This is a genomic window from Streptomyces sp. NPDC006450 (genome assembly GCF_040612195.1).
Taxonomy (GTDB): Bacteria; Actinomycetota; Actinomycetes; order Streptomycetales; family Streptomycetaceae; genus Streptomyces.
This window is the reverse complement of record NZ_JBEXPT010000080.1, coordinates 1-12480: the sequence shown is the minus strand read 5'-3', so window position 1 is coordinate 12480 and position 12480 is coordinate 1. Positions and strand designations below refer to the sequence as shown.

Here is a 12480-nt window from a genome sequence, read left to right as displayed (position 1 = left end):
GGGCGATGGCAGTGCCGCACCGGGGCCAACCCCTCGGCCGGGGCGGGCGGCGGGAGTAGGGTGCGGGGGCCGGTGGGCCGTGGGGCCGCCGGGAGGGGAGGAGCCGCCATGGCGGGCTGGAAAGCCACCCGGATGCCGGACCAGAGCGGCCGTACGGCCGTCGTCACCGGAGGCAACAGCGGGATCGGCTACGCCGCCGCCAGGGAACTCGCACGCCGTGGCGCCTCGGTGGTGCTGGCCTGCAGGAGTGCCGCCCGGGGGCGTGCCGCCGAGGTGGCGCTGCGCGCGGAAGTACGCGGGGCCCAGGTGGAGTTCATGGCCCTGGACCTGGCCGATCTGGGCTCCGTACGGGAGTTCGCGGCTGCGTACGGGCGGCGTCACGACGACCTCGACCTCCTCGTCAACAACGCCGGTGTGATGGCCCTGCCCTACGGGCGGACCGCCGACGGGTTCGAGACGCAGTTCGGGGTCAATCACCTCGGCCACTTCGCCCTCACGGGCCTGCTCCTGCCCAGGCTCCTCGCCGCCGCTCCCGGGGCCCGGATCGTCAATGTCTCCAGCGGGTTCCACGCCCTCGGCGACGTGGACCACGAGGACCTGAACGGCGAGCGGAACTACCGCCGCTGGACCGCCTACGGCCGCTCCAAGACCGCGAACCTGCTCTTCACCCACGAGCTCGCCCGACGCCTCGCGGCCGCCGGCTCCGGGATCGTCGCGGCGGCCGCCCACCCCGGCTACGCCTCCACCAACCTGCACGTCGGCGCGGCCCCGCAGGCGGGTACCACCGTCACCTCGCGGTTCAATGCCGTCGCCAACGCACTCGGCAACGCGGTCGGGAACACGGTCATCGCGCAGTCCGCAGCCTCGGGCGCGCTGCCCACCCTGTACGCGGCGACCGCGCCCGGGGTCCGGCCCGACGAGTTCATCGGGCCGCGGCTCGGCTGGCGCGGACCGCCCGTCCGGTCCTGGCGGGCGAAATGGACCCTGGACGACAAGTCCGGCGAACGGCTCTGGGGTGCCTCCGAAAAGCTCACCGGAGTCTCGTACGCGTCTCTATCGCACTGAATCCCCGAGGGCTAACTTGCTACTCGCCAGTCACTTCAGACTGCCGAGCCGAGTACGAGTCCGCGTTTGCGTCGCATCATGCCGCATTCCCTTGGGAGAGCCATGCGCAGATCCGCCCTGCCCGTGCCCCTGTTGTTCCCGGTGCTCGTCGCCCTGGCCGCGGCACTCGCCGCGGCCCTCGTCGCCACCCTGCTCACCGCCCCGACGGCACAGGCCGCGGAGGCCGTGGGGGCCGCCGCTCGTGCGGAGCGGCGGACACCGGTCGTTCTCGTCCACGGGTACGGGGACACCGCGGCCTCCCTCGACGGGCTGGAGGACCATCTGCGCACCCAGGGGTGGCTCTCCAGCGACCTCGCCGAGTTCGGCTACGACTGGGCCGCCACCAACGACTCCAACGCCGCCCGCTTCGGCGCCTTCCTCACCGAACGGTTCGGCAGCCGCCCCGTTGATGTGGTCGCTCACAGCATGGGCTCGCTGCTGACACGCAAGTACCTCAAGGACGGCGGGAGTTCCCGGGTCCGCGCCTGGGTCTCACTCGGCGGGCCCAACCACGGGGCGGGGGACGCCGCGCCCTGCGGACCCTTCGCCACCTTCTGCGACATCCACGCGGCCTCGCTCGCCGACATGACCCCCGGCAGCCCCTTCCTGAGCTCCCTCAACGCGGGCGACGAAACCCCGGGCGCCACCCGCTACACCACCTTCAGCTCCACCTGCGACCAGCAGATCCCGCCCGGTGACAGCCGCGCCCCGCGCTCCACCGAACTCGCCGGAGCCGTCAACCACGTCCTGCCGGTGGGCGACAGCGGCTGCCCCTCGCACTACGGACTGCTCGGCAACGACTGGGTCCGGCGGCAGATCGTCGCCGAGTTCTCCAAGGATCCGGTGAGTCAAGTCGACCTCAAAGAAGGCCCGTTCCGGATCACCGTCGACGCGGCACGGTTCACCTCCAGCGGTGAGAGCGGGCCCGAGCTCTACGACGGGCTCACCCTGACCACCGACGGGACCGCCCGCTCCCTCTGGCACCGCGACCGGTCCGGCGCCACCGCCTTTCCCGACCACGACCCGTGGTTCGGGCTCGACGACTCCACTCGGACTCAGGTCTTCAGCGGCCGGGCGACCGTCACCGCCTACCTCGTCGACGCCGACTACAGCGCCGGGAACAACGACGACGTGATGGCCGCCGGCCGCGTCCACTGGGATCCGGCGCTCGGCTTCGGCCGGTTCACCGCGAGGATGGCCGGTGTGGACGGCGGCGAGGCCTCCGTCACCTATACCGTCACTCCGGTGCAGGGCGTCCCCGCCTGCCGGGTCCGGGTGGACCGGGCGGAGCTGACCTACTTCGACGACGGCACGACCCGCCCCGCCCTCTACGGGGACATCGCGGTCCGGACCGGTGACGGCGCGCGCACCGCCGTGTGGTCGCGCCCCGGCTCGGACCCGTCGACCTTCCCCAACCAGGGCAACCGCACCGACCCCGACCCGTACTTCTACCAGCGCGTCGGCTCGGGGACCACGTACGGGCCCGGCCCGTTCGAGATCGGCGTCCTCCTCTGGGACCATGACGCCTCCTCGGCGGACGACCTGGCCGCCCGGGGCACGGTGGCCTGGGATCCGTACACCGATCAGCCGGGGACCCGTACCAGCGAGTTCCGCGGGGACGACGGAGGGCACGTGAAGGTCACCTGGACCGTCCTCTGCCCTTGATCCGGCGGAGTCCCGGCGGAGTCCCGCCCGGGGTCCCGACCGGCGCGCCCCGGTATGAGCCCGTCCGCCCCCGCCGAGCCTCCGTCCGCCCCGGCCCGGCCCTGACCAGGCCGCCCGGCAGGCAGTCACACTGGGCGGTATGGACGACGACGCAACGGACAACCACCTACGCACCACCGGCCCGCAGGCCGATCCGCACGCCGAGGACCGTGCCGAGGACCACGCCGGGGACCATGCCGTGGTCCTCGGCGCGGGCATGGCCGGGCTGCTGGCCGCGCGAGTGCTCGCGATGCGGTTCTCCCGGGTCACCCTGATCGAGCGGGACGAACTACCGCAGGGCGAACCGGTGTTCCGCCCCGGGATACCCCAGTCCCGGCACGCGCACATCCTGTGGTCGCGGGGTGTGGAGCTGATGGAGCTGATGCTGCCGGGCATCACCGACAAGCTGGTGGCGGCGGGGGCCGGCCTCTTCGACTCGCCGCGCGACTTCCTCTGGCTCAGCCCGGCCGACTGGTTCGGGCCCGTGTCCGGGGCCAGAGTGCTGCTCGCGAGCAGGGAGTTGCTCGACGCGACGGTGCGGGGGGAGGTGCTCCGCAACGCGCGCGTCCGGGTCCGGGCCGGTGCGACCGCCACCGGGCTCGTGGCCGGGCCGGACGGCCGTACGGTGACCGGCGTGGAGCTGCGCGACGGCGAGCGGCTGGCCGCACGCCTCGTCGTCGACGCGACCGGACGCGCCTCCAAGGCCCCCGCCTGGCTCGCGGCGCTCGGCCACCCCGTACCGGCGGTTACCCGCTACGACTCCCATCTCGGGTACTCCAGCCGCTACTTCAAGATCCCGGACGATCCGGGCCGGCGCTGGCAGGGCATGTACGTCCAGGGCCGGCCCGAGCTCCCGCGCGGCGGGGTGCTGATGCCGCTGGACGGGGACCGCTGGCTGGTGACCCTCGTCGGCAACGGCGAACACGCGCCGCCCGCACGGGAGGAGGAGTTCCTCCCGTTCGCCCGGAGCCTGCGCAGTCCGGCCCTGTACGACGCCATCCGGGACGCGGTCCCGCTGTCCTCGCCCACCGCCTTCCGGAACACGATGAACGAATGGCGGCATTACGAGCGCCTGGAGCGCTGGCCGGCCGGGTTCGTGGTCCTGGGAGACGCCGCCTGCCGGGTCAACCCCGTGTACGGGCACGGGATGACGGTCGCAGCGCTCGCCGCGGAGGCCCTGGCCAAGGAGATCCGCACCCTGGACCCGGTGCAGATCGCCGCGGCCTCCCGCCGGATCCAGCGCCGTACCCTCGCGGCGGCCGCCGTGCCCTGGCAGATCGCCACCAGCGAGGACATGCGGTACCCGGTGACGGAGGGGCCGCCGCCGGACCGGGCCACGCGGATCCTGCAGCGCTACATGTCCCGGGTGATGGCGGGGGCCAACACCGATCAGGCGATCGCCGCCCGCTTCTTCGGCGTGCTGTCGCTGACCAGGCCGCCGGGCACCCTGCTCGACCCCGTCACGATGCTCCGCGTCCTGTCCAAGCGGCACCTTCCGGGGAACCCGGACACCACCGCCTACCCGGCGCACCACGGCCCGCCGGCAGAGCGGGAAGCGCGCAGCGGCGTGTAAGGCGTGTAAGGCGTGTAAGGCGGGTGAGGCGGGTGAGGCGGGTACGGCGTGTCTAGGATCGCCCCATGATCGCCGAGATGCAGTGCGTGGTGCTGGACTGCCCCGACCCGGCGGCGCTGGCCGCCTTCTACCAGTGCGTGACCGGCGGTGAGGTCAACCGTCCGGACCGGCGCTGGGCCACCGACGCGACCTGGGCGACCCTGCACCTCCCGGCCGGTCCGGTCCTCGCCTTCCAGTACGCCGAGGACCACCGGCCGCCCCGCTGGCCGGACCCGGCCCGGCCCCAGCAGCTCCACCTGGACTTCGCCGTCGCGGATCTGGATGCGGCCCACGTGGAGGTCCTGGCCTGCGGCGCCACCCTGCTGGACGGGGACCGGGCGGGGGAGGGGTGGCGGGTCTACGCCGATCCGGCGGGGCACCCGTTCTGTCTGGTGCGCCACTGACCGGTGCTCCCCGCCACCCCGCGCTCAGCTTCGGCAGGTCACTTCGACGGGCTGAGCTGCACCGTCGTCAGTGCGCCGCCCGCGGCCTCCTTCACCACCGCGAGCCGGGTCCCGGTGTTCGGCACCTTGACTCCGAGCTGCGGCAGGGCCGCGCTCCAGTACGACCCGTAGCGGTCGTCGAAGACCGGTACGCCGCTCCGGGCCGGGATCACGGTCGGGGCGCCCGCCTTGTGCAGGACGATCCGGTCGCTCTTCCCGAGGGAGAAGGGGGCGTCGAAGGTCTGCGCACGCGCGTTGAGCAGCGTGCCGTCGGCGTGGGTCAGGGCATCCGGGCGGGAGTCGACGGGAAGCAGCATGCCGCCGCCGGGGTGCGCCTTGGTGGTGTTGTCGCTGTACGCCGTGTCCCAGAGCCAGATCAGCACGCCCTGCTGGTACGGGTAGAACTCCACCTTGTCGCCCGTGAAGCCGAAGTTGTACGGCCCCGTCCTCAGCAGGCTGCCGTAGCCGGTGTAGCGGCGGTTCTCCACGAAGTACGCGCGCGGGTGCTGCTCGCTGCCCGTGCGGCCCTCCGTACGCGACCACTTGACCGCCGTCCAGCCGTTCGCGCCCTGCTCCGCCCCGTCGCGCAGCAGCTCCCGGCCGTCGGCACCCGCCGTGACGCGGATGTCGTCGAAGGTGACGCCCTTGCCGTGGGTGTTGCTGTCGGAGGTGACCCGCAGCCTCAACTGGACAGACTTTCCGACGAACGGGGTCAGCGGAACCGAGAGCTGTGCCCAGCCGACCGAGGTGCCGGAGATCCCCTTCGCCCCGATCGGCGTGCCGTTGGCCGTGCCCGGCAGCGCCGTCCAGCCGGCCCCGCCGTCCGTGGAGGCCTCCACCGTCAGGTAGTCGAAGTCCTGCTCGATGTCGTACCAGACCCGGGCGTCCAGGCGGGCCGGCGTCCCGGCCGCGATCCCCGAGAGGTCGACCGTCCGCGCCAGCGTGTTGTCCATGAAGTCACCCGTACCGCTCCACCACTGGCTGGCGCCCTCGTACGGGTCGACCAGCTCGGTCGTGGTCGAAGACGGCGGCAGGTGCACCAACAGGGCCTGGGGATCCTCGGTGTTGTAGCCGGACACCCCGAGCGTGGCCCGCGTCGTACGGCCCGCGTCGGCCTCCGTGTACTGGAGCCATCCCAGCTGCAGCTTGCTCCAGGGGTCGAGGTCGCCGGGGAACTCGCCCGTGGAATTGCGGCCCTTGCCCAGGTAGGACGCCGAGGACATCAGCGACCAGTAGTTGACGCTGTTGTCCCCGTCCGAGCTGTACAGGTCCGGCAGGCCCAGATCGTGCCCGAACTCGTGCGCGAAGAGGCCCGCGCCGCTGTTCTCCCCGCCGGTCAGGTAGTCCCCGGCCCAGATGCCGGTGTCGCCGACCGGGGTGCCGCCCGCCTTGTTGCCCTCCGGGCCCGCGCTGCCGGCCTGGTTCCAGTAGGCGAACCAGCGGTGCGCCCACACGGCGTCCTTGCCCTGCGCGCCTCCGCCCCAGGTCTGGTCCTTGCCCGCGTGGACGACGACGAGGTGGTCGAGGTAGCCGTCCGGCTCGTCGAAGTTGCCGTCGTGGTCGGCGTCGTAGCGGTCCCACACGTCGTACTCGGCGAGCTGCGCCTTGATCTGCTCGGGCGTACGGCCCTTCGCACGCTCGGACTTGTACCAGGAGTCGGTGGCGTCGCGGATCATGTCCCAGTTGGTCCGGCACTGGCCGGACTCGGAGCAGTTGTCCGTGCCGTAACGGGCTTCGTTCCAGGGAAGCTTGACCCAGTCGGTCACCATGCCGTCCATGTCGTACCGGCCGGAGGACTGGAGTCGGTAGTAGGCGCGCAGGGAGGCCGACTGCGGATCGGTGGAGAAGAACTGCTTCTCGTAGAAGGACCGGCTGAAGTCCTTGCGCCACAGGGTGTGGTTGTCGTCCGCGGCGGGTTTGCCGATCGTGTTGTGCGCCGGGCCCGGGGTGCCGCCGAAGCGCGGCTTGCCCTCGAACTCGGTGGTGTGGTCCACCTGGTCGCCGAATTCGGCGAGGATCACGAAGACCTTGTCCTTGCGCTCCCGGGCCAGTTCGACGTACCGCTTGCCGACCTTGGCCAGGCGCGGCAACGTGCCGTCGGCCTCGGCGCGCAGGCCGCCGGGGCGGCCGGCGGCCACCTCTTCGAGGGCCTGGCGGCGCAGGGCCTGGCGCTGGAGCTCCAGGGGCGCGGGCGGCGGGGCGGCCCGGTCGGCCTGCTGCTGCCCGGCGGGCGTCGGCGACGGGGTCGGGGGTGTGGTGGCGGCGAGCGCGGGGGCGGCGAGGAGGGCGAGGGATATCGCCGCTCCCACCGCAGCGAGTCTGCGCAACGTAGCTGACCTTTCTGGAGGTTCCGGTCGGTCGGGTTGGCCGGAGCGGGAGTAATATTTCACATGTGACAGGTGATTGATAGGTGTGGGGGAGAGGGACGGCAGGTGCGCGGAGGACGGAGCGCGGGCGATCACGGGCAGGTGTGAACGGAACCGGAGACCGGGGTGAGTGCGGCCGGGCGCACGGCGCCGGCCCTGCGAACTCGACGTTCGGAGGGCCCCGTTCGCCGCGCGGCGCTATCGTGCCGAGCGGGGACGACTGCGCGAGGGGGACGGAGCCGCGATGCGATTTCTGTTTGTGCACGGCACGGGGGTACGGCGCGAGCGGCACGACCTGCTCTTCGCCCTGGTCCGGGACCGGCTGACCGCCCGCTTCCCCGAGGCGACCGTCGACTCCTGCTTCTGGGGGGAGCGGTACGGGGCCACCCTGAGTGCCCAGGGCCGCTCCGTGCCCGGCCTGAGTGCCCCCGGCGCGGCCCCCGGCCCGGACGACGAGGAGATCGCCGAGTGGGGGCTGCTGGTCGCCGACCCGCTCTGCGAGCTGCGGGTGCTGGCGGAAACCGGCTGGGACACCGGAGCGGACGGCCATCCCGACGGCGATGACGACGACGGCTTCGCCATGCCCGGCGTGCAGTCCGCGGGCGACCGCGTACTGGAGCTGCTCGCCGAAGTCCCCGGGGTACCCGACGGCGGCGAACAGGCCGCGTTGCTGCTCGGCACCGGCCTCGCCGCCGGATTCCCCGCCGCACTGAAGAGCGTCTCCCGTTCCGCCGAGGCCGCCCGCGCCGGGGCCCGCGCCGCCGGACAGCCGCAGGCCCGGGAGCTGGCCAAGACCCTGGCCCGAGCGGTGACCGCCGCCGCCCTCGCCTCGGCCGGCGCCGAGGCCGACTGCACCGGAGCCGAACGCGACCGCCTCGTCGAGCTGATCACCACCCGCCTCGGCGGCGACGCCCGGGTCCCCGGCGCCCGCGCCGCCGCCGTCCTCGGCCGGCTCGCCCTGCGCGTCACCACCCAGCCGCTGCTCAACGCCTGGCGCGGCTCCCTCACCGTCGGGGCCACCCCCGCCCTCGGCGACATCCTGCGCTACCAGGCCCGGGGCGCCGACCTCCGCGCGTTCCTGCACGAGCGGATCACCGCCGAACCGGGACCGACCGTGCTCATCGGCCACAGCCTCGGCGGCATCGCCCTCGTGGACCTCCTCGCCCTGGCAGCCGCCCGCGGCGAGCCGGTGCCCGGAGTCGAACTGCTCGTCACCGTCGGCTCACAGGCACCCTTCCTCTACGAACTCGGCGCGCTGGCCGGGATCGTGCCGGGCACCAGGCTCCCGTACGCCTTCCCCCGCTGGCTCAACGTCTACGACCGCCAGGACGTGCTCTCCTACCTCGCCGAGCCCGTCTTCCCCGGCGACCCGCGCGTCAGCGACCAGGAGATCGGCAGCCGCCAGCCCTTCCCGGCCTGCCACAGCGCCTACTGGAAACAGGACTCCCTCTACGCACGCATCGAACAGGCGGTGGCCGAAGCGGAGATCGGGTGAGCTCCCTCGGCCTCCTGCCCCCCGACCTCGGACCGCGCACCTTCGCGCTCGTCGCCGGGGTCGAGAGCTACGGCGTCAGCCGCCACTGGAACCTGCGCGGACCGGCCCGCGACGCCCTGCGGTTCGCCCGCTGGCTGACCGGAGCGGGAGAGGTGCCGCCGGGCCACGTACGGCTGTTGCTGTCCCCGATCGACGACCCGGCCTCGCTCGACTGGTCGGCCTCCGCCGGCCTGGAAGCCCTGCGCACCACCCACCGTCCGGCGACCGAGGCGAACGTCAAATCGGTGCTGTTCGACGAACTCCCGGCGTGCGAAGGCGATCTACTCGTGATCTTCTGGGCCGGGCACGGCTACACGGAAGCGCGCCGCGGCGAACTGATGCTGCCTTCCGCGGACGCCCGCCCCGGCCAGATCCGCCACCTCAACCTCGATTCCGCGCTGCGCTGGTGGCGCACCAACCTCGTCAAGCGCGAGCTCTTCCGCTACCAGGCCGCCCTCGTCGACGCCTGCCGGGTCGACGCACCCCGCGACGCCCGGTGGAACTTCGGCACCAGCGACTACGGCGGCGGCGCCACCGTCCCGGGGCGGCGCCAGTTCCGCCTGTACGCCTCCCGCGAGGGCGAGGCGGCGAAGAACGACGCCGAGCGCGGTGCGGGCCGCTTCACCGAGGAACTCCTCGCCGAGCTCGGCGAACTCCCCGTGCGCGAGGCCGTGTCCGGTCTCGCCGACACCGCCCGCTCCATCCACCGCACCTTCCTGGACCTGCGCGAACGCGGCGAGGGCTGGCAGCTCCCGCAGTTCGTCGTGGACCGAGACTGGGACGCCTCCTCCTTCCTCGACTTCTCCGCTGACGAGCCTCCCGGGCTGGCACCGCCGAGCGCGGGCCGCCTCGACCAGGTCGCCTGGGACGGGCTCGGCGAGCTCTTCGAGGACCGCGACCTGCCGCGCTGCGCCCACGAGGCGTACCTGTGGGCCTTCAAGGCGGCCGGCTGCGCGGCCCCCGTCGGGGGCGGCCTGCCCGGCGACACCCTGCTGGAGGTGGTCCAGGACCTCGACGAACGCCACGGAGGTCCGGGCGGGATGCCGCTTCCGGTGCCCTTCGTGCGGTTCCTGGCAGAACAGGGCGCCGCGGGCGACGAGCGGTGGGCGGCCCGGCTGCGCGACTGGGTGCACGCCATCCGCGAGCGCCTGGCCCTTCCCCCGCTGCCGCCCCCGCCCCCGCCGCCGCGCAGGACGGCCCTGCACGTGCGGCTGGAGACACCGCCGGGCGGGGAGGAGGGGTTCCTCGCCCGGATGTGGCTGCGGCGGGAGGCGACCGAGCACATCTGGGAATCGGAAGGGGAGCCGGTCCGGCTGGAGGCGGTACGGGACGCACTCGTACGCCAACTCGGCTCGGCGGCCGAGCGGCTGGGAGCAGACGCCGAGGCCGGGCGGCGCTCCGGGGCGGTGGAGCGGATCGAGTTCCACGTGCCGTACGAGCTGCTGGACCTGGACTTCGACCAGTGGCCGGTCCCGCGCGGCCCGGGCGGGCGGAACCGGGCCCTGGGGGTGCTCTACCAGGTGGTGGTGCGCTGCCCGCAGGAGCGCGAGTACACCGGCGCCGAATGGCGCGGCAAATGGCGCTGGCTGTGGGCCCAGGGCGGCCGGCACCCGGAGGCGGTCCGGGTGGTGGCCGACGCGGACGCGCACGACGCGCTCGGCATGGAACTGGGCGCGGGACATGCGCCCGCGTGCGTTCTGGCGCACACCCGGGCCGGGGCGCGGACGGCAGCCGTGGTGGAGGCGGTCCTGGAGGGCGGTGTCCCGGTGGCCCTGTGGCACCGTCCCGCCCCGCCGGGCGCCGACCCTGCCGCGGCCCCGGCGGCGGCCCCGGGCGGGTTCGCGCACGGCGGGGCCGACCGGGCAGGGGGCGCGGGTCCGGGCGGCTCCGCGGGCGGCCTGCTCGATCTGCTGGCGCCGGCCGGCGAGGACGGGCGGCCGCCCGACCCCGGCGCACTCGACGTGCTCGCGCTGCCCGCCCGCGTGCGCGCGGTGCGCCGGGCGGCCGCCGTCGCGGGCGCGGGCGCCCCCGGCGGCGAGCGCCGACAGGCGCCGGGGGGAGACCGGTTGGTCCTCCTGTGGGACGATCCCGACGACACCCTCACCCTCCGGTCCCTGGCTTGAACCCGCTCCCTGAGCCGACGCCGATCCCGCGCCCGCGGCCGATCCCGGGCCGGACCCCGCTCCCGCCCCCGACTTCGACTCCGAATCCGGCACCGATCCCGATGACCGCTCGCGGCGACGGCCCGCGACACCGACGATGGAGGCAGAGGCTGTGGTGAAGGACTGGTGGCTGTACCAAGGGACCGGCGAGGCCGCCGAGCGCCGGGCCAGGCTGGGGGCGGGACCACCACCGCCCTGGCGCGATTTCAAGGGCGTCCCCGACCCGGGGTACACGCCCCCCGGCTGCGCGGGCCCGGCCTGGGAGCGCACCTGGCGGCGCGGCGAGGGCTACGTGCCCGACGAGCTGGAGAAGGACGTGGTCAACACGGCCCTGCACCTGCGCCGGCCGCTCCTGATCACCGGCAAACCGGGTGTCGGCAAGTCCACGCTCGCGTCGAGCATCGCGGCCGATCTCGGCCTGGGACCGGTCCTGCACTGGCCGGTCACCAGCCGCACCGTGCTGCGCGACGGCCTGTACCTGTACGACGCGATCGGCCGGCTCCAGGAGGCCGGCCTGGAGCAGTTGCGCACACCGGGCGCCGAGCCGCCCGCGGCCCGTGCTCAGGCCCGCGCCCGCGCGCAGGCACAGGCCCAGCACCCCGCCCCCGGCTCCGCCGAGGCCGGACCGTCCATCGCCCGCTACCTGCGCCTCGGCCCCCTCGGTACGGCCCTCCTGCCCCAGGACCGCCCCCGCGTCCTGCTCGTGGACGAGATCGACAAGAGCGACATCGACCTCCCCGGCGACCTCCTCACCGTCTTCGAGGACGGCAGCTTCGTCATCCCCGAGCTCGCCCGGCTCGCGAAGGAGGCCCCCACGGTCGCCATCGGCACCGACGACGACACGGACGAGGTCGTGCGGATCGCCCAAGGCCGCGTCCAGTGCCGGTACTTCCCCATCGTCGTCCTCACCAGCAACGGCGAACGCGATTTCCCGCCCGCCTTCCTGCGCCGCTGCGTCCGGCTCCACCTGGACCCGCCGGGGCCCGACAAGCTCGCCCGCATCGTGCGCGGCCGGCTCGGCGTCGACATCGAGCACAGCGACGAGTACCGCGATCTCGTCCAGAGCTTCCTGGAACGTGCCGAGGACGGCGACCTCGCCACCGACCAGCTCCTCAACGCCATCCAGCTCCGGCTGGCCGGCGCCTGGTCCGCCCCCGGCGACCGCGAACGCTTCCTCGCCACCGTCATGCACCACCTCACCGGACCCTCCGCGTGATCGAGAAGTTCCTCGCCGCCCTGGCCGAGGGCGCCGAGGACAACGGCCCGCGCTCCGGCGTCGGAGCGGAGGAGATCGCCGACATCCTGTGGCTCGCGACCCGGGTGGACGCGGCCGCCCTCCGACCGGAGCCCACGGTGACACCCCCGGCGACCGGACCCCAACCTGAGCCCGGCGGGACGGAGTCGCCTCCCGAGGCGCACGGCGGCGCCGTCGAGCCGGGAGTCCAGTACTTCCCCGCACCCGCCCCCGCGCCCTGCTCGTGGACGAGATCGACAAGAGCGACATCGACCTCCCCGGCGACCTCCTCACCGTCTTCGAGGACGGCAGCTTCGTCAA

At 73.7% G+C, this 12480-nt stretch carries 8 protein-coding genes and 1 pseudogene; 8 read left to right on the top strand and 1 reads right to left on the bottom strand.

The annotated features are described in order from the left end of the window. The first annotated feature begins 108 nt into the window (after positions 1 to 108). From ABZY57_RS22240 to ABZY57_RS22225, 4 genes are all read left to right on the top strand, one after another. Positions 109 to 1065, top strand: coding sequence for an oxidoreductase (locus ABZY57_RS22240; RefSeq protein ID WP_356514489.1), 957 nt, complete (start codon positions 109 to 111; stop codon positions 1063 to 1065). Positions 1066 to 1167: 102 nt separating this feature from the next. Further along, on the top strand, positions 1168 to 2769 hold the full coding sequence (locus tag ABZY57_RS22235; protein WP_356514487.1) for an alpha/beta fold hydrolase: 1602 nt from the start codon (positions 1168 to 1170) through the stop codon (positions 2767 to 2769). 139 nt (positions 2770 to 2908) lie between these two features. After that, positions 2909 to 4381 (top strand): FAD-dependent monooxygenase, encoded by a 1473-nt coding sequence (locus ABZY57_RS22230; RefSeq protein WP_356514485.1) that lies wholly within the window; start codon positions 2909 to 2911, stop codon positions 4379 to 4381. 65 nt (positions 4382 to 4446) lie between these two features. Then, a complete protein-coding gene (locus ABZY57_RS22225) occupies positions 4447 to 4824 on the top strand; it encodes a VOC family protein (RefSeq protein ID WP_356514483.1) in 378 nt (125 codons plus the stop codon). A gap of 38 nt (positions 4825 to 4862) precedes the next feature. On the opposite strand, the gene ABZY57_RS22220 is transcribed toward ABZY57_RS22225, so the two are convergent. Next, the gene (locus ABZY57_RS22220; RefSeq protein ID WP_356514481.1) at positions 4863 to 7172 is read right to left on the bottom strand and encodes an immune inhibitor A domain-containing protein; all 2310 of its coding nucleotides are present in this window, start codon (positions 7170 to 7172) and stop codon (positions 4863 to 4865) included. Positions 7173 to 7473: 301 nt separating this feature from the next. On the opposite strand from ABZY57_RS22220, the gene ABZY57_RS22215 reads away from it, so the two are divergent. The 4 genes and pseudogenes from ABZY57_RS22215 to ABZY57_RS22200 all read left to right on the top strand — a co-directional run. After that, positions 7474 to 8724: a hypothetical protein gene (locus tag ABZY57_RS22215; protein ID WP_356514479.1), complete on the top strand. Its 1251-nt coding sequence runs from the start codon at positions 7474 to 7476 to the stop codon at positions 8722 to 8724. Further along, entirely contained in the window at positions 8721 to 10886 is a 2166-nt protein-coding gene (locus tag ABZY57_RS22210; RefSeq protein WP_356514477.1) for a hypothetical protein, read from the top strand. Before ABZY57_RS22215 ends, ABZY57_RS22210 begins: the two co-directional genes overlap by 4 nt. A 136-nt stretch (positions 10887 to 11022) precedes the next feature. Continuing rightward, positions 11023 to 12141 carry a MoxR family ATPase gene (locus ABZY57_RS22205; RefSeq protein ID WP_356514475.1) on the top strand — a complete coding sequence of 373 codons (1119 nt, stop codon included), beginning with the start codon at positions 11023 to 11025 and terminating at the stop codon, positions 12139 to 12141. Between the two features lie 220 nt (positions 12142 to 12361). Beyond that, positions 12362 to 12480, top strand: a pseudogene (locus ABZY57_RS22200) (MoxR family ATPase); the annotation flags it as partial.